This window comes from Bradyrhizobium sp. BRP56 (genome assembly GCF_020194035.1).
Taxonomy (GTDB): Bacteria; Pseudomonadota; Alphaproteobacteria; order Rhizobiales; family Xanthobacteraceae; genus Bradyrhizobium; species Bradyrhizobium australafricanum.
Genome location: NZ_JADYVV010000031.1, coordinates 66,911 through 90,044, shown reverse-complemented (window position 1 = coordinate 90,044; position 23,134 = coordinate 66,911). Strand labels below are relative to the sequence as shown.

Genomic DNA, 23,134 nt, shown 5'->3' with positions numbered 1-23,134 from the left:
TCGAACGCGCTGCTCTAGACCGGCCAGGGCAGCGAGTAGGTCTTGACGTTGGTGAAGCTCTTGATCGCCTCCTGCACGCCTTCCTTGTAGCCAAGGCCGGAATCCTTGATCCCGCCGAACGGCGACATCTCGATCCGATAGCCCGGCACTTCCCAGACATTGACGGTGCCGACATCGAGCTCGTTGACGAACCGCGTGATGTAGTCGAGCCGGTTGGTGCAGACGCCCGACGACAGGCCGAACGCGGTCGCGTTCGAGATCCGGATCACGCTGTCGATGTCGTTGGGCACGCGGATGATCGGGATCACCGGGCCGAAGGTCTCCTGCATCACCAGCTCGCTGGTGTAGGGAATCCGGTCGACCACGGTCGGCGGATAGAGCGCGCCGTCGCGAGCGTTGCCGTGTAAGAGCTCGGCGCCGTCGGCGACGGCGGCATTGACGCGGCGCTCGAATTCCTTCGCCGCGCCCTCATGGATCACGGTGCCGACGTCGACCGTCGGGTCCATGGGGTCGCCGCACTTCAGCTTGCGTGCCTTCGTCAGCACCAGCGCGGCGAAATCGTCGGCGACCGCCTCGACGCAGAGAATGCGCTTCACCGCCGTGCAACGCTGGCCGGAATTCTTGGTGGCGCCGGTGACCGCGAGCTCGGCCGCCTTGTCGAGGTCGGCGTCCTCCATCACGATCAGCGGATCGTTGCCGCCGAGCTCGAGCACCAGGCGCTTGTAGCCCGCCTTGCCGGCGATGTGCTTGCCGACCCTGACCGAGCCGGTGAAGGTGACGAGATCGGCGTCCGGATCGGTGATCATCGCATCGCCCATCGAATGCGGATTGCCGGTCACCACCGACAGCATCTCCGGCGGCAGCCCGGCCTCGTAGAGCACGTCGGCGAGCGCGAGCGCGGTCAGCGGCGTCAGCTCGGTCGGCTTCAGCACCACGCGGTTGTTGGTCGCGATTGCGGGGGCGATCTTGTGGCTCACCATGTTGAGCGGATGGTTGAACGGCGTGATCGCCGAGATCGCGCCGAGCAGCGGCGTGCGCGTCGTGAAGATCTTGCGCGCCTTGCCCTGCGGGCTGATGTCGCAGGAGAACGTCTCGCCGTCGTCCTTGATCGCGAGCTGGCCGGCAAACGAATAGACGTCATAGGCGCGGCCGGCCTCGTAGAGCGAATCCTTCCAGCAAAGGCCGGACTCGGCGGTGATCAGCCGCGCGAATTCCTCCTTGCGCCCGGCCAGGATCTCCGCGGTGCGCAGCAGGATGCGCTGGCGCTCATAGCGCGTCAGCTTCGGCTTGAACGCGGCCGCCCTGGCAAAGGCGCTGCGCACATGCTCCGGCCGGGCCGCCGGCACGGTGCCAACCACCTTGTTGGTGTAGGGATTGAAAACCTCGACATGCTCGTCGGTGTCGACGAGGCTGCCTGCGATCCGCATCTGCTCGTGGCGAACGGCCGGGCTCTGGATGTTCATGGCACTGTCCTTGGGGTCCGAATGCGTCACTGGATGCGGTTGAGCGCGACGTCGAAGGCGTCGAAATTGCGCAGGGCGTGACCGGCGGGCAGCGCGATCCTGCGGTTGGCGATCAGCGGCACCCGCTCCTCGGTCAGCCCGCCATGCGAGCGCAGCGGCTCTGTCAGGCCCGAGAGATCGTGACGCGACTCGCTGGTGCCGAGCACCTTGTGCCTGGTCGAGATCACGACGATGTCGCCGATCCGGTCCGGCGGCAGCTCGAACCGGGCGCAGGCCTCCTTGCGCGTCAGCGCGACCTCGATGCCTCCGGTCGCACGCAGCCGCGACAGCAGCGTGTCGACGTTGGCGCCCTCCGGCGTGTAGATCGTCGCGAACGAGCCGAGCGAGCCGTGATGGGCGACATAGGGATCGGTGATCGGCAGGATCACGCGTGCGGCACCCGTACCCGTCCAGTCGTCCATGACGTCCTGGAGGTAGATCACGTCGGGCTTGCCGTCGGGCAGGAACTTGTCGTTCATGCCGTGGTCGGCGGTCGCCACGATGTTGCAGCCGAGCGCATCGAGCTTCGCAAGATAGCCGTCGATCATGGCGTAGAAGTCGTTGGCGATCTTGGTGCCGAGGCCGACCTTGTGCTGGATGTAGTCGGTGGTCGACAGGTACATCAGATCGGGACGGTAGCGCTCGACCAGCTTGACGCCGGCCGCGAACACGAAGCGCGACAGATCGGCCGAGTAGACTTCGGGCAGCGGCAGGCCGACAAAATCGAGCACATTGTCGATGCCGTTGGCGGCCCTGGTGGCCTGGTCGGCCTTCTCCGACGAGAACGCGATGGCGCGGCCGCTGGAATAGTCCAGACCGTACGCGAGCAAGGTGCGCAGCTTGTCCTTGGCGGTGACGGCGGCAACCTTGTAGCCGGCATCATGGACACCGGCCAGGATTGTCGGTGCGCGCAGGAATTTCGGATCGTTCATCATGACTTCGGCGTTGTTCGCCGTGTCATAGAAGTAGTTGCCGGCGATGCCGTGCACCGCGGGCGGCCGTCCGGTGATGATCGAGAGGTTGTTCGGATTGGTGAAGCTCGGGATCACGCTGGCGGCATGCACATGCGCGCCCTCCTTCATGAAGCGCGCGAAGGTCGGCGCGACGCCGGCCTCGATCGCCTGTTCGATGTAGCCGGGCTCCGATCCGTCCAGGCAGATCACGACGGTTGGCCGCGTCGGCGCGTCGTAACGGCGCCCGTTGACGGTGATTGTCTTGCGCTTGTCTTGCATGATGCCTCTCCCTGTCACTGCGCCGTCGTCACGCGTTCACCGCGCTCGGCATCCGCTGCGTCTGCGCCGCCTCGATCAGCCGCTCCTTCGATCCTAAGAAGTTGCGGCCGCGCTCGCCCTCGAGCGAGTCCGCGATCAGCGCGTGCCATTCGGCGCGCTCGATCCTGTAGGCGGCCGGATTGCAGGAGATGCCGAGCCGGGCCATGAAGTCCTCGAGATCGTCGGCCGCGCGGGCCAGATCGGCGCCGAAGATCTGCCTCAAGCTGTCCTCGCAGAGCCCGCCTGCCCCTTTGACGCTGCGCAGCACCATCGGCAGCGAGAACGAGCAGGCGATGCCGTGCTGCACGCCGTGCCGCAGCGTGATCGGATAGGACAGCGAATGCGCGATCGCGGTCTTGGTGTTGGAGAACGCAAGGCCCGCGAACAGCGCCGCCTGCGCCATGCGGCTGCGCAGCTCGAGATTGCCGAGGTCGTTGGCGAGCTTCGGCAGCACCTCGAGGATGCTGCGTGCCGCGGCCACCGCGTGGTTGGCCGACACCGGATTGTTGTTGACGTTCCAGATGCTCTCCAGCGCATGCGACAGTGCGTCGAGCCCGGTGCTGATGGTGAGCAGTTGCGGCTTGCCGAGCATCAGGCGCGGATCGATCACCGCATGGGTCGGATAGAGCGACGGACGCGCCAGCGAATATTTCTTGCCGTTGGCCTCGTCCCACACCGTGCCCCAGCAGGTCACCTCGCTGCCGGTGCCGGCAGTGGTCGGCACCGCGATGATCGGGATCGCCGCGAGGCGCTCGGCGCCCTGCTGTGTCTCCAGATAGGTCTTGACGGTCGCGAAGTCGCCGCCGGCGGCCGCGAACACCTTTGCGGAGTCGATCACCGAGCCGCCGCCGAGCGCGACGATCACCTCGGGCTGCCTCGCGAGCCCGGCAAAGCGCGCGGTCTGCTCGGTAAGCAGGCGGTAGTCCGGATTGGGCGCGACGTCGCGGATGGTCAGGACAGACGGTCCCGCCGCGGCGCGCAGCCGCCGCTCGAGCTCGTCGAAGATCGGCTCGCCATAGGTCACGAGCGCGTAGGCGCGCTTGCCGATCAGGCCCGGCAGCTTGTCGAAGCTGTCGGCTCCGAATTCGATCCTCACCGGGTTGGAATAAGTCCAGTCCATCAGCGCGTCCTCCGTTTGGTGCGAAGGTACGGCGCCGGCTGCTATTGACAAATTCATTATACGGATGCGTTCTATTGATTATGTCAATAGTGTTCAGCCAGCTGCGCGCCTTCCACGCGGTCGCCACCCATGGCGGCTTCACCGCGGCCTCGCGCGTGCTCAACGTCGGCCAGCCGACATTGACCATCCAGGTCAAGGAGCTGGAGGAGAGCTACGGCGTCGAGCTTTTGATCCGGAAGCCGCGGCATACCGAGCTCACCGAGGCCGGCGCCGCGCTGTTCGAGATCACCCGCGGCATCATGACGTTCTGCGACGAGGCCCACGACCTCCTGGCCGCGCACGGCAAGGCGACCAAGGGCCATCTGCGCGTCGCGACCGTCGGGCCGTTTCATGCCACCGAGATCATCGCGGCCTTCAAGCGCGATCATCCGGAGGTGCAGATCTCGACCCTGCTCGGCAATTCCGAACGCACCTTCCGCCACATCGTCGACTTCGAGGCCGACGTCGCGATCCTGGCGGAGGTGCCGGAGGATCCGCGCGTCACCATGATCCCCTACCGCACGCACCGCGTGATCGTGTTCGTCAACCGCGATCATCCCTGGTTCAAGCGCAAGTCGGTCAGGCTGCGCGAGCTGGCCGACCAGCCCATCGTGCTGCGCGAGCGCGGCTCGACCACGCGGCGCGCGTTCGAGGCGACGATGCAGGCCGAGGGCATCAGGATCGAACCGGTGTTCGAGATCGAGAGCCGCGAGGGTGTGTGGAAGGCGGTCGAGCGCGGCCTCGGCATCAGCGTCGTCGCCGACTTCGAATTCGTGCCGCATCCCAATCTGCGCGCGCTCGAGATCAGCGACCGCACCATCAAGACCCAGTACAGCATCGCCCATCACAGCGGGCGAGCCCACTCCCCGATCATCAAGGCGTTCATCGACACGGTTCGGCGGATGAAGGGTCGTGATGCTACCGCGAGGGTGTCTTCGGCCCGGCCTTGAGTGCGAACAGCGCCAGAAGCGCAGCCAAGCTCAGAGCCGACGTGACCGCAAGCGTATAGCCGCCGAGCGGCGAAATCAGGAATCCGAATACAAGGGGTGCGAGGGCTTGAGACAGTCGCGACGGCGCGCCGAGCAGTCCCAGGCGGTAGCCGTAATCCTTCGGACCGAATATCGCCAGCGGCAGCGTGCCGCGCGCGATCGTCAGGATTCCATTCTCCGCACCGTGCAACAGCGCGAACACCCCCGCGAAGCCACCGCCGAACAGGCCGATGACGCAGGCGCCCAAGGGATGGGTGATGCAGGCCAGGCGCGCCGACCAGAGCGGGTGGAAGTGCTTCAGCAGGCTCGCTTCGACAATGCGCGCCGCCACCTGAGCCGGGCCGATCAGTGCGCCCGCCGCGATCGCCTGCGCCTGCGTCGCACCGAGCGACTCCAGAATTCGCGGCAGATGAACCGCCATCGCCGACGTCACGCTCCAGGCGGCGGCGAAGGCAAAGGCGAGCAACACCATCGCGCGATCGATGGCAATGTGCGGCTTCGGCGTGTCGGCCGCGATCCGATGCTCCCGCTTCAGCTTCGGGATCAGGAGGCCGTTGAGCGGCAAGCAGATCAGGATGTGTGCAGCGGCCCAGCCGAAGCAGGTCCAGCGCCAGCCGATGGTTGCGAGTCCCCACGCGCTCAGCGGCCAGCCGATCGTGCTGGCAAAGCCCGCGATCAGGGTAATGCCGGTGATGGAGCGGCGGGCGGCGTTGCCGTAAATGCGCCCGAGCGCCGCGAAGGCTGCATCATACAGGCCAAGGCCCATGCCGACGCCGAGCAACAGCCAGCTCACCGCCATGGCACGCCGCTCTGGGACAGCCCGAGCAGGATCAGACCGGACGCCAGGATGAGGTTGGACGCGCAGAGCACTTCGCGTCCGCCCATCCGGTCGATCTGGCGGCCGACGCGCGGGCCGAGCAGCCCGGAGATCACGAGCGCCATCGAGAACGCGCCGAACGGCCAGTTGGTCGAGATGCCGAGGTCCCGCGCGATCGGATCCGCGAGGATGGCGGGCAGATAATAGCTCGACGCCCAGGCAAGGGTTTGCGTGGTCCCGAGCGCAACAATCAGGACGTTGTCTGCACGGCGGCTCATCCGGCGCGCGCACCCGGCGTCCTGGGCGGGACCACTTCTCCGTCCTCCTTGACGAATTGGCCAATGTCAGTGGCGAGAAGTTCAAGCACAGCCTCGGACGGCCGGCACAGTTTCACGCCGTTCGGCGAGACCACGATCGGCCGATTGATCAGGATCGGATGCGCGATCATGAAATCGATCAACTCGTCGTCGCTCCATTTCGGATTGGCAAGGTCGAGCGCTGCATAAGGCGTGCCTTTCTCGCGGAGCAGCGCGCGGGGCGTCATGCCCATGGCCTTGATCAGCGAGATCAGCGTGTCGCGCGCGGGCGGCGTCTTGAGATACTCGACGATCTCCGGCTCCTCCCCGCTTTGGCGGATCATGGCGAGGGCGTTGCGCGACGTCCCGCAATCGGGATTGTGGTAGATCGTGATCGTCATCGGATTGCTTCCATCTTCGTTTCGCTCTGCCGCAACAGCCACGTCATCAGCGCCAGCGCGACCATCGCCCCCAGAATCTCGGCGACGATGAATCCCGGCAGGTCCTGTGCGCGGATACCGGAAAACGTATCGGTGAATGATCGCGCGATGGCAACGGCCGGGTTGGCGAAAGACGTGGACGCGGTGAACCAGTAGGCGGCCGTGATGTAGAGCCCGACCAGCCATGGGATAGCGGCCTCGCGAAACCGCACGCCACCGATGATCGTTGCGACCAGTCCGAACGCGGCAACGAATTCCGCAAACCACTGCGGGAACCCGGTCCTCGCCTTGGCGGAGAACTCCAGGAGCGGCAGGCCGAACATGGCATGCGCGACCATCGCACCCAGGATTCCCCCGAGCACCTGCGCCGCGACGTACTGCGTCGCGTGCGGCGGGCGGAGTTCGCCCTTGAGCGTGAACACCAGCGTGACCGCCGGATTGAAATGCGCGCCGGATATCGGTCCAAGGATCGTGATCAGCACCACCAGGATGGCACCGGTCGGCAGCGTATTGCCGAGCAGCGCCAGCGCCACGTCCTTGGTCAGGGTTTCTGCCATGATGCCGGAGCCGACGACGGTCGTGACCAGAAGCAACGTGCCGAGACCTTCGGCCACAAGGCGCCGTGGCAGATCGAAATCGCGCATCACGCACGCGCCTTCTTCTTGCTGGTGGAAGGCTTGCACTGGGCGGCGAGCGCCGGCGCGCAGATCTCCGGGTGGCCCGCGCAGCAATCCTTCATCAGGAAGGCGATGAGGTCGCGCAAGCCGGTGAAATCCGCCGAGTAGATAATCGAGCGCGCCTCGCGGCGCGGCACGATCATGCCGGCGTGCTCGAGGTCCTTCAGATGGAACGACACGTTGGATGGCGACACCTCGACCGCCTCCGCAATCGCCCCCGCGGCCATCCCCTCGGGACCCGCCTGGACCAGCAGCCGCACGATCCGCAGCCGCGTTTCCTGCGACAACGCGGCGAAGGCGGTTCGGGCTTGACGCTCCTCCATCTTTCGATAATCCTACAATTCAATAATCATTGAAATGAGGATAGCAGCCATGGACACGCTTGCCAATACCCGTTCGATCGTCGGTGCACTGCTTCCGGTGGAAGAGCTGTCATCCGCAGCCCTCCTTTCCAGCCTTGAGGCGCACAAGGAGAAGCCGCTGATCTTCAGCTACGATGGCCGAGACGTCCGCCCCAGCTACCACGTGACCGAAGTCAAGACCGGTTCGTTCAGGGCGCTCGATTGCGGCGCGAACCCGGAGAGCTGGAGCGAGACCTTCATTCAGCTCTGGGACATCGAGGAGGACAACCGCAGTCACATGCCGGCCGGAAAATTTCTTGCGATCATCCGCAAGGTCGACGAGGCCGTCGGCTTCGACCCGCAAGCCCGGCTGACCTTCGAGGTGAGCGACGGTGTTCGGCCGATGCAGATCTATCGCGCGGAACGCATGGATGCCGGCGACGCGGCGATCCGGGTCCATCTCTCGGCGCGCCCGTCGAGCTGCAAGCCGCGCGACCGATGGCTCCAGGAACAGGTGTCCTGCTGCGCACCGAAAACCAAACAGCCTTGCTGCGGCTGATGGATATCTGAGCGCTTGCCGGACAAATCCCGAACGGAACCGGGAGTGTCACCCGGATTGGCGCTCGCGGTCGCGGGCTCATGCCGGAAATCGCCCACCGCTGATTTGCCCGACAGCGCAAGCCCCCGCGATGAAAGGAGCGCGATTGATAAATTGAGACCGTCAACGGCACCGTTCGTCCGGACGCGCTCGTAGCGAACGTTGTATAAGCTCGACAGCGAGACTTGGAGCCTCGCTGTCGCTTCGCACCAGAACCGCTAGCCGATCCGCGCAGCCGCATGGGAATCGTAGCCCGGGCTCTTGATGATGCCGTGCAACTGACGCCTACGGGCTCCCATGTTGCCGCCATCATACAGGGGAAAGCACATCGCGTCGTTCATAAGCTCCGCCAGGGGGTGCATGTCGGTGTAACTATCGACACCAACGACCCGCATGGCATCATAGACGACATCGACGCAGGTTTCCGAGCAGAATACCTTCGTCATGACAGCAAGCTCGTGCTCCTTGCCCTTGGTTCGGTCGAACTGTTGGCATGCTTTCCAAGTCAGGTAACGGCAAGCTTCCATCCTCATCTTCATGTCCGCCAGCATGTATCCAACAGTTGGATATTCGATGATCGGATGCGGTCCGGAGCGTGAATCGTTTTTCGCGAACTCGAGCGCATGGTCAAAGGCCGCTCGCATGACCCCGACGCACGCTGCACCGATCAAAGCCGCGGTCCACGCAAAATTGGTGGAGACGATTTTTATGCCGTCGCCGGGCTCGCCAACGATATTGCCGGCCGGCACTCGGACATTTTCGAATTTCATCCGCGGCGAAATTGACGCGCGATGTCCAACCGTGTCGAGCAATCCGGTGACCCTCACTCCGGGGTCGCTGCCGGGAACCATAATGACCGCCAGTGATTCCTGGGCGCCCTTGTTTGGATTCGTTCGGCAGACGACAGCATAGAGATGGCAGTTCTTTCCGTCCCACCCCGTCCCGTTGGTCGTGTAGTGCTTTTCCCCGTTGATGACCCATTCGTCACCTTCACGAGTGGCGAAGGTCCTCACGCCAAAACGTGGATCAACCGCATCAAAGTTTGCACCGCCCGTCACCTCGGTAAAGGCCAGTGCGGCAAGCCGTGTGCCGTCCGCGACGAAATCGGGAAGAAATCGTTTCTTCTGGTCTTCAGTGCCGAAGAAAATGATTGGCTTAACCCCAAGCCCGGTGCCGAGAAGCGTGCTGGGAACGTTGACGTCTACTGCCGCGAGCTCTTCCGCAGCCAGAGCAAAATCCAGAGTTGAAACGTCAGTGCCGCCATACTCCTTTGGGAAAAGTCCCTTTACAAAACCCGCCTCGACGGCCTTCTTATGGAACGGACGCGTCGCGTAGAAGCGCTCGTCCGGTTTGCCGTACTTCCGGATCGTTGGCCGCACGTCCTTCAATACGGTCATCGCAAACTCGCGTGCGCCTCGTTGCAGCGCAGCTTGATCCGGACTAAGTGCGAACTCGATGCTCATGGCAGGCCCCGTCAGGTTGATTGATGGGCGGATGTCAGCAAGAAGTGAAACTCCCGTCTTGGACGCGAGTGACAATTGAGTTGTCCTGGAGTGTCGTCTCCGCTGCCCTGCGGACGTGATCGCGTGCCAATCAGAGAATGGGCGCCGGCCGTCTAAATTTTGTACTTGATCGCGCAACCGGAGAGACTAGCCTTTGAGTGTGACTGCGACTTCGTGAGGATTGCTGCCGACGGAGTGACGCGATGCCGTTCTGGACCACGCACGATCTTCCATCTGATCAACAATTCGGCTTTTGGCGCGAGGTGCTGTGCGAGGCGTTCATAACACTCAATCCTACGCGTAAATCCCGAGGCGCCTTTTCGGGAAGCGTCGAGGCAAACCTGCTGTCCGATGTGAACGTTACGCGACTCCTAACGGAGGAGCACCGCGTCATAAGGGGCGCCAAAGAAATTCGAAAGACGCCGCTCGAATACTATTTTGTGAACATGCAGATCAAAGGCGATGTGTTGGCGAAGCAGCGAGGGCGCGAGGTCCTGATAAAGCCGCACGAATTCTATGTCGTGGACTCGACCGAGCCGTACGATCTTGACTATAGATCTGATCTTGAAATCTTTTCCTTCAGGGTCCCCAAACGGCGACTTGATCCCCTCTTAAAGAACGCGTCGGGCTCGACGGCAATCCGTGTCTCGCGAGAGACCCCTACAGGTCGTCTCGCGGTGGATTTCCTGCAATCCGTTCTCGGGCAGCCGCAGCTTCCTCCAGAAGCTGGAGAGACACTCGCGGATATGATTGCGAAGCTGGTCGCATTATCATTGGGCGGATCATCTCAGGTCGTTGAGACGGCCGAGCCGTCCGCACGAAGGGCGCTTCTGGGTTCCATCTTCAGGTATATCGATGTGAACTCAAGCAATCCTGCGCTGTCGGTCGAAGCTGCATGCCGAAGATTCCACATCACGCCTCGGTACCTCCATCGGCTTTTTGAAACAGCGGGAACGACGTTCGGCGCGACCATCCGGGAAAAACGTCTCAAGCGCTGCGCGTTCGAGCTTTCCCGCACACCCGATCGCCCGATTGCTACAGTTGCATTTGCGTGCGGCTTCAACGACATCTCCTACTTCAATCGCCTGTTCAAGAAAACGTTCGACGCATCACCCACCGAGTATCGCCGGATCCACCTCCACGAGCGGTAAGCGTGGGCTGTCGGAATTGCCGATCACTGAGTTGCCCGACAGGTCAAGCCCTCGGAGCAAAAATATTTCGCTTTATCCGAAGGGAAACTCAATGTATGAATAACCCGTCTCACCCGATCGAGGGGCGCTGCGCATCGTCAGGAGTGTTGCGGTGAGATGCGGTGGACGCCGAGGTCACGACCGACGACGCGTGACCGAGGTGGACGGTGAAGTCGTGTGGTCCTGACGCCCTAGCGGCAGGTGTCTCTTCGCAGGACGTGAATGCGTCGTTGCGAAGACGGTGACAAGCAAGCCAAGTCTCGCCGGGGAGAGCACGAAGTAAGCCGTAACCCATCGCGCAGGGAAAGCCGGGTTGTTTCCGGTTACACCTGTGGTCCTACCTCCCGCGTTTTTTATTACGCGGGACCCATGGGTGCGATCGGCACCCGGCTTTCCTTGCGCCCTCTGTGAAGAGAGGGCGGAACGAAGAGCAAAGCTCGGGCAGATCATGTCGCGAGAATGCGGAAGTTTGACTCCCGGTCGTGCAACACACTCGCTGTCGTCCCTGCGAAAGCGGGGCCCATAACCACAGATCGGCATTGTCGCGGGATGGTCGAACGACGAGTCCCGTTCTCAACACGGGCCGCGGAGTATGGGTCCCTGCTCCCGTGCGCAATTGCGCACTAGGCAGGGACGACACCGAGATTGCAGCGATGATGGCGACGTACGCCCTACCCGCTCAAGCCGCCGTGGGCTCGCTCGACAGCGCGGCGAACACCGTCTCCGGCGAATGGGCGATCACGGCGAGCAGCGCGCGGGCGGGTCCACGCGGCGCGCGCTTGCCCTGCTCCCAGTTGCGGATGGTTTCCACCGGCACGCCGAGCTTGGCGGCGAATTCGAGCTGGGTGAGCTGGGCCCGGCGGCGCAGATCGCGTACGGCCGGCTGCGCTGCCGCAGGCTGCATCGCCGCCTGGTCGGGATGAGCGGGCACGAGCGGGATTTCCTGCCCGTCGCGCAATTCGACGATCCGTCCGTCCGCCTTGAGCCGCAATCGCTGCATGATGGCCCCCGTGATGGCCCCTTGGAGATAGCGGCATCATCGATGAAGCGCGTTAAGTTCGGATTAACGATAAGCGGCCCAGCGCGGCTCGCGCCCGGACCATGCGCCGCCCTGCCCGCGAGCGCGTTACTTGAGGCCGAACCACAGCGTGGCGATGCCGAGGAAGGAGAAGAAGCCGACCACGTCGGTGACGGTGGTGACGAAGGTGCCGGAGGCGACCGCGGGGTCGGCCCGCACCCGTTCCAGCACCATCGGGATCAGGATGCCGCCGAGCGCGCCGGCGACCAGATTGCAGATGATCGCAAGCCCGATCACGATGCCGAGGCCGGGGATCTTGAACCAGGCCACCGCGGCGACGCCGGTGATGACGGCAAAGGCGATGCCGTTGACGAGCCCGACCATGGTCTCGCGCAGCACCACCCGCATCGCGTTGTACGGGCCGAGCTCGCGGGTGGCGAGCGCGCGCACCGCGACCGTCATGGTCTGGGTCGCGGCATTGCCGCCCTGGCTCGCCACGATCGGCGCCAGCACCGCGAGCGCCACCATCTTCTCGAGCTGGCCCTCGAACAGACCGAGCACCGACGAGGCCAGGAACGCGGTGGCGAGATTAACCAGGAGCCAGTTAAAGCGGCCGCGGGCGATGGTCCACACCGTGTCGGACAGCTCTTCGTCGCTGGTGACGCCGCCGAGCGCCTTCAAGTCTTCGTCGGCCTCCTCCTCGATCACGTCGACGACGTCGTCGATGGTGATCACGCCGACCAGCCGGTCGATGGTGTCGACCACGGGAGCTGCGACCAGGTTGTACTTGCCGAACATCCGCGCGACCTCTTCCTGGTCCTCCAGCGCGGAGACCCGGCGGCGGTCCTCGTCGATCAGGTCCTTGATCGGAACCGGGCGGCGCGTGCGCAGCAGCACGTCGAGCGGCACCGCGCCGAGCAAATGCTTGTCGGCGTCGACCACATAGATCTCGTAGAAGCGGTCCGGCAAATCCGGGGTGTCGCGCATGTAGTCGATCGCCTGCCCGACATTCCAATCCGGCGGCACCGCTATGAACTCGGTCTGCATCCGCCGGCCTGCGGAATTCTCCGGGTACAGCAGGCTGCGCTCGATGTCCTCGCGCTCGGCCGCCGGCAGCTTCTCCAGGATCTCTTCCTGGTCCTCCTCGTCGAGGCTCTCCAGGAGCTCTACGGCGTCGTCGGATTCCAGCTCCCTGACGCCCTCGGCAACCGTCTCCGGCTCGAGTTCCTCGAGGATCTCCTCGCGGACGGTCTCGTCGACCTCGTTGAGCGCCGAGAAGTCGAAATCGGTGCCGGTGATCTCGACCAGGGTGACGCGGTCGACCGGCTCCAGCGCCGCGATCAGGTCGCCGAGATCGGCCTCGTGCAGTTCCGCCACCACCTCGCACAGCAGCGGCCGGTCGGCGGCGTGGATGGCCTGGGTGATCGCCGCGACGAATTCGCCGCGGAGCTCGCCCTCCTCGCCCCGCATCGGCATCCGGGCCAACGGATCGGCCTCGGCGGGTTCGGCAACGTCGAAATTCTCGGCCATGCCGTGTTTCGCCGGTTTGACAGGAGGAGAAAAACTGGTTGGATGAGTGCGGAACGGATTACCTAATCGGTGGGGCCCAGTGCAATGAGAAAGATGTCGAGCGCACCGCGACCGCTCCGGAAGACTTTCGCGGCGCTGGTCGCGCTCGCGCCTGTTGCACTGTTCGGCTCGGCGCACGCCGCCGAATGCCAGCGCAAGGACGCGCTCGGCACCTCACGTGTGCTCGAGGTCGACCCCGCGACCTATCCGCGCGTCGGGCTGAAGAGCTTTCCGCAGACCCTGCCGCTCAGGGATGGCGAGGTCGTGCTGACCTTCGACGACGGACCGACGCCGGGGGTCACCGACAAGGTACTGACGGCGCTGGCGGCTGAATGCGTGCAGGCAACCTTCTTCATGGTCGGCCGCAACGCGGCCGATCATCCCGATATGGTCCGCAAGATCGCGCGCCTCGGCCACACCATCGGCTATCACAGCTGGGACCATCCACATCTCAACAAACTCCCGCCGGATCAGGCCGAGGCGAACATCAACCGGGGGATCGAAGCGGTCCAGAAGGCCCTGCGCGGCACCGAAAGCAAGATTCCGAGCACGCCGTTCCTCCGGTTCCCCTATTTCGAATCGACACCCGCCCTGCTGGACCACCTGGAAAAGCGCGGTATCGCGGTGTTCGGAGCCGATTTCTGGGCCAGCGATTGGAACAAGATGACCCCCGAGGAGGAACTGAAGCTGCTCACCGGGCGGCTCGAAGGCCACCGCAAGGGAATTATCCTGCTGCATGACCCGCAAATGCGGACAGCCGAGATGCTGCCCGCCTTCTTGAGGTACCTGCAGGAGCATAAATACCACGTCGTCCACATCGTCCCGGCGGCGCTGAAAACCGTGTCCGACCGGACACATTGAACCCGGGACGCTAGGTGGATTACAGACCGTTAAGGCGGCATTCATGGCGCCGCACCTAAGGATTCGTCAGTGCGTTTGGAATGCGGCCGAGATTCGATGATTGCAAACGTCTTGGTGATGATCCGGAAGCGGTCGCGGACCGTGGTCCGCGCGGCGCTGCTGGGCTGCGGCTTGATGACGCCGTACGCCGCCCTCGCCGCAGACTGCCCTAACCCCAACGCACTCGGCACCTCGCGGACCCTCGTCGTCGATCCCAAGGAGCATCCCCGGATCGGCACCATGCAGTACCCGGAGACCTTGCCGCTCGCCGATCACGAAGTGGTACTGACCTTCGACGACGGGCCGCTACCTAAATATAGTAACCAGGTGCTGGCCATTCTCGCCAGCCAGTGCGTCAAGGCGACCTTCTTCACCATCGGCTCCCAGGCCCGGTTCAATCCGGAGGGCGTGCGCAAGCTGATCGCGGCCGGACATACCGTCGGCACGCACAGCCAGAACCATCCGCTGACGATGAACAAGATGTCGCTCGAGAGGGTGCGGCAGGAGGTCGACGACGGCATCGCCTCGACGCTCGCAGCGCTCAATGGCGACAAGAGCAAGCTCGCGCCGTTCTTCCGGATTCCAGGCCTGATGCGTGCCGAGATCCCGGAGGCCTATCTGGCGTCCCAGGGCATCCAGGTCTGGAGCGCCGATTTCCCCGCGGACGACTGGCGCCACATCTCGCCGCAGCGGGTCTATGACCTCGCGATCCAGCGGATCGAAGCCAAGCGCAAGGGCATCTTGCTGCTGCACGACATCCAGCCGCGCACCGTTGCGGCGCTGCCGCGCATCCTCAACACGCTGAAGGAGCGCGGCTACCGGATCGTTCATGTCGTGCCCGCAACGCCCGATCGCCCGGCGACGCCGACCCAGCCGCAGCAATGGTACCTGCATCCACCGACCGAGACGGTGGCGACCACGCGCTGGCCCAAAATTCCGAACTTCGTGTACACCGCGACGCGGACGCTGCCTGCCCCGGTGTTTGCCGACATGGATTGGCGCGATGCCGACATCCTCGACCACGCACAGCGCACCCGGGTCGCGATGCCCGTCCGCACGCTGTGGCCGCAGCCCCAGCTTGCGCGGTTCGCATCGGTCTCGACATTGCCGGTCCCGGCGCCCGACGTGTTCCGCATTCCCGAAGCGCTCGACCTGACCCTGCTCGCAGCTCGATCGGCGGCCAATCGCCGCCTCGTGCAGCGTACGACAATTGGCGTTGGCGTATCGCGCGCGCAGGCGTTCTCCGCGCGCCAGGCCAGGCATCCGAAGCAGGCTGCGCATCAGGGGCCCGCCCCGGCGCACGGCCGAGGCCACGGCGCGCCCTTGCATGTCGCGCCGCCGGCTGCCGACAACGCGTCAGTCCACGTCGCCAATAATGTGAAGAAGCGTACGCCGCGCGCCGAGGCGGCGGCGACCGGCAGGCGCGTGCCTGATTGACGTGATCTAGCTGGCCACGATCTTGGCGATGCAGAGCAGGATCACCAGCGCCAGGAAGAAGATATCGATATAGGATTTGATCTCGCCGGCATGCCTGAGCACGGTGACATCGGCGACGACCTGCCTGCGCGAGGCGACGGCATTGGGCCCCTCGCCGGCCGCCGCGGCGAGCCGTCGCGTCTCGCCCTCCAGGCGCTCGATGCGCTGGAAGAAATAGAACGAGCGCAGGCCGGAAAAGGCGTGCATCGCCGCATAGACCAGGACCAGAATTGCGACCGTCGCGCGCTGCTCGTACTTCTCCAGAAGGTTCAGCGTGAAATAGACCAGCCCCAGGAACACGAAGTTGGAGACCACACGGTAGGCGTAGCTGGCAAAGATCATCAGGCGCTCCGGTAAGGCAAGCTTGCAGCCGCGCGATTGGGGGAAAGCGGTCGGCTTCGGTCGGCAACACCAAACCGGTAAGGCCATGCATCCGCGAATCTACCTGACCGGTGTTACATGACCGCATCGACCTGCACCTCCACGTCACCCGCCTGCACTCGTTGGACCTGCCCCCGGAGGCACGGGCCGGCATAGCCGGCGAGCGGCCATGCTCCGAAAAGTCCAGCGATTTCAAGGATCAGCTGAGGTGTGGTGCGCTCGGAGGGACTCGAACCCCCACGGTGTTACCCACTGCCACCTCAAGGCAGCGCGTCTACCAATTCCGCCACGAGCGCTTGGGATACCGGATGGAACCCCGAAGGCACCGCCGGATCGACGGGGCCATGTAACAAATCACGGATGCAGGGACAAGGCGATTAATGCGGGAATTAACTGCGAACCCCGGGAGATTTCGGCAGCATTTGCTTGACCTCGACCGCAATCCGGTTGCGGTCGACCAGGACCACGCCGCTGGCCACCGGCAGGTTGTTGGCGAGGATCTTGACCTCGTCGGCCTCGGTGGCATCCAGTTCGATGATGGCGCCGCGGGATAGCCGCATGACCTGGTGAATCGGCATCGTGGTGGTGCCGAGGACCACCATGAGATCAACGCTGACTTTATCGAGGGTGGGCACTTCTGAACCGCCGAACGGGAACTAGATTGTGGGTTCACCTGACCACGTTAGGGTTAGCTAATGGTTAACGACCGCCAAAGCCTCGATTTGACGACCTTTGCGCGCCCTCCGGGCGGCGAAGCGGTCGAATGGCGGATTTCCGACCGCGCGGTGCCCTACCCCGATTCGCTCGCTGCAATGGACGATCGGGTGGCGAAGATCGCGGCGGGCTCTGCCCCCGAACTGGTATGGCTGCTGGAGCACCCGCCACTGTATACCTCCGGCACCGGCGGCAAGGCCGACGATTTGCTCGCGCCGCGCTTTCCGACCTTCCAGAGCGGACGCGGCGGCCAGGTCACCTATCACGGCCCGGGCCAGCGCGTCGCCTATGTGATGCTCGACCTCAAGCGGCGCCGGCCCGATGTGCGCGCCTATGTCGCCTCGCTGGAAGAATGGATCATCCGCACCCTCGCCGCCTTCAACGTCCGCGGCGAACGCCGCGAGGACCGCGTCGGGGTCTGGGTGCGGCGCCCGGACAAGGGACCGGGCCATGAGGACAAGATCGCCGCGATCGGCGTGCGGCTGCGCCGCTGGGTCTCGTTCCACGGCATCGCAATCAATGTCGAGCCTGATCTTGCGCACTTCCAGGCCATCGTGCCCTGCGGCGTGGTCGATCCACGCTACGGCGTCACCTCGCTGATCGATCTCGGATTGCCGGTCACCATGGCCGATGTCGACATCGCGCTCCGGCAGGCCTTTTCCGAGGTGTTCGGCGACACCGCAGCGCGCCTGCCGGAAGCGACGTCATAGGCTTCACGCCGCCTTCTGCGGCGCGACCTCGAGCTTGCCGGCGATGTAGCGGCGCTCCTGGGTAAGGCCGCCGAAGCCGTAGGCGTCGCCCTTCACCTCGTCGACATGGGCGTAGCTCTCGGTTGCAGCGGCCCGAGCAATTCGCCCATCCGCTTGAACAGCGCCGCGAGATAGGCCGCCTTCTCGTCCTTAGTGTTGGTGCCCTCGGTGACGTGGATGTCGAGCCAGTAGCTCGCGAGCCCCTGCTCGGCGAGCGACTTGCCGCCCGCGAACCAGTCGGCCGCATCGGCGGACTTCACAATGATTGCGGTGACCTTGGGATCCTTGTGCAGAATCCGTGTGGTCAGGTCCGACACGGCGGCGGCGATGTCGGACTTCAGCGACGGCCTCCCGCGCGAGGTCGCGTAGGTGACGGTGATGAGCGGCATGATCGGTCTCCTTGAATCCGGTTGGCGCGGGTCAATCGCGCCTCCTCTAGCTAGACCTTCGCGCATCATCTTGGTATCTTATCTAGATTGATAGCAATGATAAAGATAATTGATCATGACCGCCACGCTCGATATCCACACCGTGCAGGCCTTCCTCCTGGTCGCCGAGCTTGCAAGGCTTCACCCGCGCCGCCGAGGCGCTTGGCACCACACAGGCGGCGATCAGCATGAAGTTGCAGCGGCTCGAAGCGGTACTCGGCAAGCGGCTGGTCGAGCGCTCGCCGCGCGCGGTGCGGCTGACCGCCGACGGCGCGGCCTTCCTAGCAGCACGCCCGCACGCTGATCGAGGTGCATGATCGCGCGCTGGCCGGCGAGAAACCGGCGCGGCCGCAGCTCACGCTCGGGATCAGCGATCACGCCGCGGGCCCGGAGCTGGTGCCGCTGCTGGAGCGGCTGCACGCGATGGCCTCCCAGCTTGCCCTCTCCGTGACCATCGGCTTCTCGCGCGAAATGCTCGATGCTTACGATGGCGGCGAGCTTGACGCCGTGATCGTGCGCCAGGAAGGCAGCCGGCGCGGCGGCGAGAAGCTGACCGAGGACGAATTCGGCTGGTTCGCCGCCAAACGCTTCGTCTGGCCGCGCGGCGATGCGCTGCCGCTCGCGACCCTCGCCCCGCCCTGCGGCGTGCGCGCCCTCGCCGTGCGCGCGCTCGACAAGGCCGGCATCGCCTGGACCGAAAGCTTCGTCGGCGGCGGCGTCACCGCGGTGGTGGCGGCCGCGCTTGCAGGGCTTGCCGTCGCGCCCCTCGTCCGCCGCATCGCGCCGCCGGGCCTTATCGATATCGGCCCTGCCCACAAGCTGCCGCGGCTCGGCACGTCGAAGGTGATGCTGCATTCGAAGGTCAGCGATCCCGCCAAGCTCGCGGCACTCAGGACGCTGGCTGCGACGTTTCGGAGCGTGGCGTCTGCGGCATAGGTTGAACAGCAGCGGTTCACATCGAGTCTTCGCCTGCCGCCAGTTCGCACATGACGAACCAGTAGGTCAGGCCGGCAACAAATCCGGCCACGGCGAACAGGCAAACCAGTCCGGATGTCCAGACAGCCGGGGATCGTAGAAGGACAGTGATGCTCAACGCGCCGATCGCCGCGCCTGCGCAGGCGAAAAATCCCGCGGCTCGGATATGGAACTCCTCGGTGAACCAGACGACGATCGCCGTGGGAATTGCTGTGAGCAGACAGGTGATGACGAAGACCGCGGCCGACGGAAGCAGCATCACGACGATGCCGTAGAGCAGCCGCGCGACATCGCCGTGCGACGTCATCATCCAGAATGGTCTGACCGACGGCGGAAATCACCGCAGTCGCGGCGCCACAGCCCGCAAGCCAACCTCCGAATGCACGGGAACAGGTGCTGCACATCGAGGCCTCCTCACAGGATCGCATCGAACGCGCTGCGCAAGGTTTCGTGACGGAACACAAAGCCGTTGCTCAGCGCCTTGTTCGGCAGCACGCGTTGGCCGCCGAGCAAGAGTTCGTCGGCGAAATCGCCGCCAACGGCGCGGAGCAGCGCCGCCGGCACGCGGAAGATCGCCGGCCGGTGCAGACGGCGTCCGAGCTCCTCGGTGAATTTCATGTTGGTCACCGGGATCGGCGCGGTCGCGTTGACAGGACCGGACAGTTCAGGTCTCGCAATCACATGCGCGATCAGACGCACGAGGTCGTCGCGTTCGATCCACGACATCCACTGCTTGCCCGAGCCGAGCGGGCCGCCAAGGCCGAACTCGAACGGCGTCAGCATCCGCGTGATGAAGCCGCCATCGGTGCCGACCACGAGACCGATGCGCAAATATGCCACGCGCACGCCGTGATCCGCGGCCGGCTTCGCCGCATTCTCCCAGGCCTCGCACAATTCGTGACTGAAGCAGGCGTGGGATTTCGCCGACTCCGTCAGCACCTGGTCCTGCCAGAGTCCGTACCAGCCGATCGCGGAGCCGCTCACGAGTACCGACGGCTTGCGTTCGAGGCGCGCGATCAGCTTGACCACATCAGACGTCATGTCGATACGTGAGGCGACGATCTTGCGGCGCTTGGCCTCGGTCCAGAGGCCGTTGCCGATCGGCTCGCCCGCGAGATTGACGATGGCGTCGATCCCGGCGTCGGCGGGCAATTGGTCGAGGCTCGTAATCAGCGTCACCGGCGGCGTCAGCATGTCGGCCTTTGCCGGATTGCGGATCAACGCAATCACCTGATGGCCGGATGCGGAGAGGCTCGCGACTAGGCGGCTGCCGATGAAGCCGGTGGCGCCGGTGACGAGCACGGTCTGCCGCGCCGGCAATTTCTCGACCAGCGTCGCGGCCGGCACGCTGGCCATTCGTCCGAGGCGTCTGGCCGCGGCAAAGTCGCGCGCGCCGAACAGCGCGGCGCCGAAGGCCGCAGCCGTCGCGAACAGACTTAGCGGACCCGCATAGGCCGGCGCGACGGCGGTCGGTAGCATCGCCCAACCGATCAGGACCGGCACCAGCAGCACGAGGATGGCGCCGTAATTGATCGCCAGCAGCGTGTGATTGATCCGCTCGCTCGGCGGCAGCTTTCGGCTCAGATCCTCCTCGACGAAATCCATCAAGGTGATGACGACCTCGACGACGAGGACGGCCATGATGGCGATCGCAAGAATGCCGTGCACTTGCAGCCAGCCGAGCACGAGGAACAGCAGCGCATAGAGCATGTTGCGCACGCTGTGCAGCTGCAGTTCGTGGCGCTGCGAGGGACGCCAGGCCAGCCGCTCGGTGAATTCGTGGTGATAGAACGTATCGAATGCGCCCATCGCAATCTGGATGGCGACAAGTGTCCAAAGCAGCGGCGTCATGGCGTGGCCTCCCTGAACACGGCGGACTGACGGATCAGCCTGCCGAAACGCGGGTGGATGATCTCCAGCGTGAAGCGGAAGTCACCGCAGCCGAGATCGGAATGGGTCACGGTGAGATCGCCCGGCGTAAGCCATTCGGGCAGCGGCAGGCGAAACGGACCGAGTTGCAGCGAATAGCCGACGCTGCGAAACACCAGCGCCTCGTGCTCGACCGCGATCCGCAGCGCCATGCTGACGCCGAAGCCGACATATTCCTCGAGCCCGGTCGAACCGGCAAAGCGCTTGGCGGAATGAATCACCTGCGGGAAGCCGTCGCGGCGCGCGCAGATGCGGGTCCAGACCTGGCCGCCGCTTGCCGCGTCCTCGGTGACGGTGACGATCATCGGCACGCGCGTTTCAGTACCGGTCGGGAATGGTCCGCCGATCAGCCGTGCGGCCTGCGCCAGCCACCAGCCGATGCGGCTGCACGCGGCTTCCTCGACCTCGCCGACATAGACGACGGTGTTGCCATCTTCAAACCGTTTCGAGAAGCGCCGCCAGATCGCAACCGGCAGGCGGCCCCAATCCTCGTCCGACAGCAATGCGCGGAAGCGATGGTCGTCGAGCAGCTTTGTATCGGAAGCCGGCGCTGTCTTTAAGGTGGATATCCTTGCTGACGCCATCGCACGCTCCCGTTACGCCGCCGCCTTTATTTGGCCCTGCCCGTGGGCAGGAAACTCACGATCTTCTCGCCGAGCTTGATCAGCGCGACCAAGCGCGGCCGCGGCACGTTCAGCATCTGCGTGTACCAGCGGTCGACCAGCTCGGTGAATGTCAGCATCTCCTTCAGCCGCTTGCTCGCGAGCGGGCTGATCGCGGGATCGTCGGCCGCGTCGGAGACGCAGGCGCGCAGCGCTGCGAGCGCGGGATCGATCTCGCGCTCCTTGCGTCCCGCCGCGATCTTGGCCGCGACCTCCCAGATGTCGGTCTCGGCCTCGAAGTGGTCGCGGCGATCGCCAAGGATCGGCACCCGCCGGATCAATCCCCAGGACAACAGTTCCTTGATCGAGTTGGAGACGTTGGAGCGCGCCATGCCGAGGGTGTCGGCGATGTCCTCCGCCGTCATCGGCGCTTCGGCAAGGTAGAGCAACCCGTGGATCTGGCTGACCGAACGGTTGACGCCCCATTCGTCGCCCATGTCGCCCCAATGCAGGATGAAGCGCTCGACGACGGCGGGAAGTTTTTTCTTAGCGGTTATTTCTGTCATGACAGAAATATCAGACGATTCGGAGCAGAAGTCAAGGCTGGCCGTGCTGTCCACGACGGCGCACGAGACATGGCAGGTCTCCTGACCTATCCGGCGCCTCGGCGAATGCCGTGCATCGGAGGTGAGGAGTTTTCCTTTGTGGCCCCCGAGCTCTTCGTCCAAGCTGATCCGCGTGGATGATGGGCCGTGCGCCGGGTCGCCCGCGTCGCGGCCGCAAGGGAGATTGCGCATGCCAGCGTCCGACAAGGAGTTCGTTGGATCCATTCCAGAGCTTTACGACCGGCTCCTCGTGCCGATGATTTTCGAACCCTACGCACGCGATCTGGCGCAATGTGCCAAGGCTCTTGGCCCGCGCGACCTGCTTGAGACGGCAGCCGGCACCGGCGCCGTCACCCGTGCGCTGTCGTCCGCGCTCGGCAGCGACACCAGGATCGTGGCGACCGACCTGAATGAGCCGATGCTCGAACGAGCGAAGTCACAGATGCCAAGCGGGACCGCAATCACCTGGCGGCAGGCCGATGCACTGAACCTGCCGTTCGACAATGCGAGCTTCGACGTCGTCGCGTGCCAATTCGGCGCGATGTTCTTCCCCGATAAGCCCAAGGGTTATTCGGAGGCGCGCCGTGTGCTGAAGCCGGGCGGCCGTTTCCTGTTCAACATGTGGGGTCGCATCGAGGACAACGAGTTTGCCGACGTGGTGACCCAGGCATTGGCGGAGGTCTTTCCGGCCGATCCCCCGCGCTTTCTGGCGCGCACGCCTTATGGCCACTACGCAGCCGACCCAATCCGGGCCGACCTTGCAGCCGCGGGCTTCAGCAAGATCGAGATCGACGACGTTCGGCTGCAAAGCCGGGCGAATGCGCCGCATGATCCTGCGATCGGCTTTTGCCAGGGATCACCGCTCCGCGCCGAGATCGAGGCGCGCGGCGGTATCGGCGTTGATGCTGCGACCGAGCACGCCGCATCGGCGCTCGCGCGCCGGTTCGGCAGCGGCGCGATCGAAGGCCGGATTCAGGCGCTGGTGATCTCAGCGGTCGCGTGACGC

General features: G+C 64.6%; 22 protein-coding genes, 1 tRNA gene and 3 pseudogenes. 8 read left to right on the top strand and 18 right to left on the bottom strand.

Annotated elements, in window-relative coordinates; translation table 11 throughout:
• Positions 1-14 precede the first annotated feature (14 nt).
• From phnY to psrA, 3 genes are read right to left on the bottom strand one after another with little or no spacing between them, the layout of a single operon-like run.
• Positions 15-1,463, bottom strand: a complete 1,449-nt coding sequence (gene phnY / locus I6F38_RS22245; protein WP_225161815.1) for a phosphonoacetaldehyde dehydrogenase — start codon at positions 1,461-1,463, stop codon at positions 15-17.
• Positions 1,464-1,489: 26 nt separating this feature from the next.
• Positions 1,490-2,734 (bottom strand): phosphonoacetate hydrolase, encoded by a 1,245-nt coding sequence (gene phnA / locus I6F38_RS22240; protein WP_225161814.1) that lies wholly within the window; start codon positions 2,732-2,734, stop codon positions 1,490-1,492.
• 28 nt (positions 2,735-2,762) lie between these two features.
• On the bottom strand, positions 2,763-3,893 hold the full coding sequence (gene psrA / locus I6F38_RS22235) for an iron-containing alcohol dehydrogenase PsrA (protein ID WP_225161813.1): 1,131 nt from the start codon (positions 3,891-3,893) through the stop codon (positions 2,763-2,765).
• An 80-nt stretch (positions 3,894-3,973) separates the two neighbouring features.
• Between psrA and I6F38_RS22230 the strand changes: the two genes are divergently transcribed.
• The gene (locus tag I6F38_RS22230; protein ID WP_225161824.1) at positions 3,974-4,882 is read left to right on the top strand and encodes a LysR substrate-binding domain-containing protein; all 909 of its coding nucleotides are present in this window, start codon (positions 3,974-3,976) and stop codon (positions 4,880-4,882) included.
• On the opposite strand, the pseudogene I6F38_RS22225 reads toward I6F38_RS22230, so the two are convergent.
• From I6F38_RS22225 to I6F38_RS22210, 4 genes and pseudogenes are all read right to left on the bottom strand, one after another.
• Positions 4,851-6,016: pseudogene (locus tag I6F38_RS22225) on the bottom strand (MFS transporter). The gene I6F38_RS22230 and the pseudogene I6F38_RS22225 sit on opposite strands and share 32 nt — an antisense overlap.
• Complete coding sequence (gene arsC, locus I6F38_RS22220) at positions 6,013-6,435, bottom strand: arsenate reductase (glutaredoxin) (protein ID WP_225161812.1); 423 nt, start codon at positions 6,433-6,435, stop codon at positions 6,013-6,015. Before arsC ends, I6F38_RS22225 begins: the two are co-directional and overlap by 4 nt.
• The gene (locus tag I6F38_RS22215; RefSeq protein ID WP_225161823.1) at positions 6,432-7,118 is read right to left on the bottom strand and encodes an MIP/aquaporin family protein; all 687 of its coding nucleotides are present in this window, start codon (positions 7,116-7,118) and stop codon (positions 6,432-6,434) included. Before I6F38_RS22215 ends, arsC begins: the two co-directional genes overlap by 4 nt.
• The gene (locus tag I6F38_RS22210; protein WP_225161811.1) at positions 7,118-7,474 is read right to left on the bottom strand and encodes a metalloregulator ArsR/SmtB family transcription factor; all 357 of its coding nucleotides are present in this window, start codon (positions 7,472-7,474) and stop codon (positions 7,118-7,120) included. The genes I6F38_RS22215 and I6F38_RS22210 overlap by 1 nt, the downstream gene beginning before the upstream one ends.
• Before the next feature lie 49 nt (positions 7,475-7,523).
• On the opposite strand from I6F38_RS22210, the gene I6F38_RS22205 reads away from it, so the two are divergent.
• Complete coding sequence (locus I6F38_RS22205; RefSeq protein ID WP_225161810.1) at positions 7,524-8,051, top strand: DUF6428 family protein; 528 nt, start codon at positions 7,524-7,526, stop codon at positions 8,049-8,051.
• A 257-nt stretch (positions 8,052-8,308) separates the two neighbouring features.
• On the opposite strand, the gene I6F38_RS22200 is transcribed toward I6F38_RS22205, so the two are convergent.
• Positions 8,309-9,553, bottom strand: a complete 1,245-nt coding sequence (locus I6F38_RS22200) for an acyl-CoA dehydrogenase family protein (protein WP_225161809.1) — start codon at positions 9,551-9,553, stop codon at positions 8,309-8,311.
• A 242-nt stretch (positions 9,554-9,795) separates the two neighbouring features.
• Here I6F38_RS22200 and I6F38_RS22195 point away from each other — a divergent pair, with 242 nt between their 5' ends.
• Positions 9,796-10,743 carry a helix-turn-helix domain-containing protein gene (locus I6F38_RS22195; RefSeq protein WP_225161808.1) on the top strand — a complete coding sequence of 316 codons (948 nt, stop codon included), beginning with the start codon at positions 9,796-9,798 and terminating at the stop codon, positions 10,741-10,743.
• A 718-nt stretch (positions 10,744-11,461) separates the two neighbouring features.
• Here I6F38_RS22195 and I6F38_RS22190 read toward each other — a convergent pair.
• Both I6F38_RS22190 and mgtE read right to left on the bottom strand, forming a co-directional pair.
• Complete coding sequence (locus tag I6F38_RS22190; protein ID WP_028343385.1) at positions 11,462-11,782, bottom strand: helix-turn-helix domain-containing protein; 321 nt, start codon at positions 11,780-11,782, stop codon at positions 11,462-11,464.
• Positions 11,783-11,908: 126 nt separating this feature from the next.
• Positions 11,909-13,330 (bottom strand): magnesium transporter, encoded by a 1,422-nt coding sequence (gene mgtE, locus I6F38_RS22185; protein WP_225161807.1) that lies wholly within the window; start codon positions 13,328-13,330, stop codon positions 11,909-11,911.
• An 84-nt stretch (positions 13,331-13,414) separates the two neighbouring features.
• Between mgtE and I6F38_RS22180 the strand changes: the two genes are divergently transcribed.
• Together I6F38_RS22180 and I6F38_RS22175 are read left to right on the top strand one after the other, a co-directional pair.
• The gene (locus I6F38_RS22180) at positions 13,415-14,230 is read left to right on the top strand and encodes a polysaccharide deacetylase family protein (protein ID WP_225161806.1); all 816 of its coding nucleotides are present in this window, start codon (positions 13,415-13,417) and stop codon (positions 14,228-14,230) included.
• Between the two features lie 96 nt (positions 14,231-14,326).
• A complete protein-coding gene (locus I6F38_RS22175) occupies positions 14,327-15,706 on the top strand; it encodes a polysaccharide deacetylase family protein (protein WP_225161805.1) in 1,380 nt (459 codons plus the stop codon).
• Between the two features lie 6 nt (positions 15,707-15,712).
• On the opposite strand, the gene I6F38_RS22170 is transcribed toward I6F38_RS22175, so the two are convergent.
• The 3 genes from I6F38_RS22170 to I6F38_RS22160 form a co-directional block, all read right to left on the bottom strand.
• Entirely contained in the window at positions 15,713-16,087 is a 375-nt protein-coding gene (locus I6F38_RS22170; RefSeq protein WP_225161804.1) for a hypothetical protein, read from the bottom strand.
• Between the two features lie 250 nt (positions 16,088-16,337).
• Positions 16,338-16,422 (bottom strand) — tRNA-Leu (locus tag I6F38_RS22165).
• A 93-nt stretch (positions 16,423-16,515) separates the two neighbouring features.
• Positions 16,516-16,761 carry a FliM/FliN family flagellar motor switch protein gene (locus I6F38_RS22160; protein WP_021080574.1) on the bottom strand — a complete coding sequence of 82 codons (246 nt, stop codon included), beginning with the start codon at positions 16,759-16,761 and terminating at the stop codon, positions 16,516-16,518.
• A 60-nt stretch (positions 16,762-16,821) separates the two neighbouring features.
• On the opposite strand from I6F38_RS22160, the gene lipB reads away from it, so the two are divergent.
• A complete protein-coding gene (gene lipB, locus I6F38_RS22155; RefSeq protein ID WP_225161803.1) occupies positions 16,822-17,550 on the top strand; it encodes a lipoyl(octanoyl) transferase LipB in 729 nt (242 codons plus the stop codon).
• 3 nt (positions 17,551-17,553) lie between these two features.
• Here the strand turns inward: lipB and I6F38_RS22150 are convergent.
• Positions 17,554-17,978: pseudogene (locus tag I6F38_RS22150) on the bottom strand (4-oxalocrotonate tautomerase family protein).
• A 115-nt stretch (positions 17,979-18,093) separates the two neighbouring features.
• Between I6F38_RS22150 and I6F38_RS22145 the strand changes: the two are divergent.
• A pseudogene (locus I6F38_RS22145) lies at positions 18,094-18,953 on the top strand (LysR family transcriptional regulator).
• 16 nt (positions 18,954-18,969) lie between these two features.
• Here I6F38_RS22145 and I6F38_RS22140 read toward each other — a convergent pair.
• The 4 genes from I6F38_RS22140 to I6F38_RS22125 form a co-directional block, all read right to left on the bottom strand.
• Entirely contained in the window at positions 18,970-19,302 is a 333-nt protein-coding gene (locus I6F38_RS22140) for a hypothetical protein (protein WP_225161802.1), read from the bottom strand.
• A gap of 104 nt (positions 19,303-19,406) precedes the next feature.
• Positions 19,407-20,843 (bottom strand): TIGR01777 family oxidoreductase, encoded by a 1,437-nt coding sequence (locus I6F38_RS22135; RefSeq protein WP_225161801.1) that lies wholly within the window; start codon positions 20,841-20,843, stop codon positions 19,407-19,409.
• The gene (locus I6F38_RS22130) at positions 20,840-21,505 is read right to left on the bottom strand and encodes a DUF4166 domain-containing protein (protein ID WP_028336452.1); all 666 of its coding nucleotides are present in this window, start codon (positions 21,503-21,505) and stop codon (positions 20,840-20,842) included. The genes I6F38_RS22135 and I6F38_RS22130 overlap by 4 nt, the downstream gene beginning before the upstream one ends.
• A gap of 26 nt (positions 21,506-21,531) precedes the next feature.
• Positions 21,532-22,089, bottom strand: coding sequence for a MarR family transcriptional regulator (locus tag I6F38_RS22125; protein ID WP_038385827.1), 558 nt, complete (start codon positions 22,087-22,089; stop codon positions 21,532-21,534).
• A 229-nt stretch (positions 22,090-22,318) separates the two neighbouring features.
• Between I6F38_RS22125 and I6F38_RS22120 the strand changes: the two genes are divergently transcribed.
• Positions 22,319-23,131 carry a methyltransferase domain-containing protein gene (locus tag I6F38_RS22120; RefSeq protein WP_225161800.1) on the top strand — a complete coding sequence of 271 codons (813 nt, stop codon included), beginning with the start codon at positions 22,319-22,321 and terminating at the stop codon, positions 23,129-23,131.
• The last annotated feature ends 3 nt before the right edge of the window (positions 23,132-23,134 follow it).

Excerpts from the sequence above, each read along its gene's own strand:
- phnY (WP_225161815.1), bottom strand. The coding sequence starts at position 1,463 with ATGAACATCCAGAGCCCGGCCGTTCGCCACGAGCAGATGCGGATCGCA.
- phnA (WP_225161814.1), bottom strand. The coding sequence starts at position 2,734 with ATGCAAGACAAGCGCAAGACAATCACCGTCAACGGGCGCCGTTACGAC.
- psrA (WP_225161813.1), bottom strand. The coding sequence starts at position 3,893 with ATGGACTGGACTTATTCCAACCCGGTGAGGATCGAATTCGGAGCCGAC.
- I6F38_RS22230 (WP_225161824.1), top strand. The coding sequence starts at position 3,974 with ATGTCAATAGTGTTCAGCCAGCTGCGCGCCTTCCACGCGGTCGCCACC.
- arsC (WP_225161812.1), bottom strand. The coding sequence starts at position 6,435 with ATGACGATCACGATCTACCACAATCCCGATTGCGGGACGTCGCGCAAC.
- I6F38_RS22215 (WP_225161823.1), bottom strand. The coding sequence starts at position 7,118 with ATGCGCGATTTCGATCTGCCACGGCGCCTTGTGGCCGAAGGTCTCGGC.
- I6F38_RS22210 (WP_225161811.1), bottom strand. The coding sequence starts at position 7,474 with ATGGAGGAGCGTCAAGCCCGAACCGCCTTCGCCGCGTTGTCGCAGGAA.
- I6F38_RS22205 (WP_225161810.1), top strand. The coding sequence starts at position 7,524 with ATGGACACGCTTGCCAATACCCGTTCGATCGTCGGTGCACTGCTTCCG.
- I6F38_RS22200 (WP_225161809.1), bottom strand. The coding sequence starts at position 9,553 with ATGAGCATCGAGTTCGCACTTAGTCCGGATCAAGCTGCGCTGCAACGA.
- I6F38_RS22195 (WP_225161808.1), top strand. The coding sequence starts at position 9,796 with ATGCCGTTCTGGACCACGCACGATCTTCCATCTGATCAACAATTCGGC.
- I6F38_RS22190 (WP_028343385.1), bottom strand. The coding sequence starts at position 11,782 with ATGCAGCGATTGCGGCTCAAGGCGGACGGACGGATCGTCGAATTGCGC.
- mgtE (WP_225161807.1), bottom strand. The coding sequence starts at position 13,330 with ATGGCCGAGAATTTCGACGTTGCCGAACCCGCCGAGGCCGATCCGTTG.
- I6F38_RS22180 (WP_225161806.1), top strand. The coding sequence starts at position 13,415 with ATGAGAAAGATGTCGAGCGCACCGCGACCGCTCCGGAAGACTTTCGCG.
- I6F38_RS22175 (WP_225161805.1), top strand. The coding sequence starts at position 14,327 with ATGATTGCAAACGTCTTGGTGATGATCCGGAAGCGGTCGCGGACCGTG.
- I6F38_RS22170 (WP_225161804.1), bottom strand. The coding sequence starts at position 16,087 with ATGATCTTTGCCAGCTACGCCTACCGTGTGGTCTCCAACTTCGTGTTC.
- lipB (WP_225161803.1), top strand. The coding sequence starts at position 16,822 with ATGGTTAACGACCGCCAAAGCCTCGATTTGACGACCTTTGCGCGCCCT.
- I6F38_RS22140 (WP_225161802.1), bottom strand. The coding sequence starts at position 19,302 with ATGATGACGTCGCACGGCGATGTCGCGCGGCTGCTCTACGGCATCGTC.
- I6F38_RS22135 (WP_225161801.1), bottom strand. The coding sequence starts at position 20,843 with ATGACGCCGCTGCTTTGGACACTTGTCGCCATCCAGATTGCGATGGGC.
- I6F38_RS22130 (WP_028336452.1), bottom strand. The coding sequence starts at position 21,505 with ATGGCGTCAGCAAGGATATCCACCTTAAAGACAGCGCCGGCTTCCGAT.
- I6F38_RS22125 (WP_038385827.1), bottom strand. The coding sequence starts at position 22,089 with ATGACAGAAATAACCGCTAAGAAAAAACTTCCCGCCGTCGTCGAGCGC.
- I6F38_RS22120 (WP_225161800.1), top strand. The coding sequence starts at position 22,319 with ATGCCAGCGTCCGACAAGGAGTTCGTTGGATCCATTCCAGAGCTTTAC.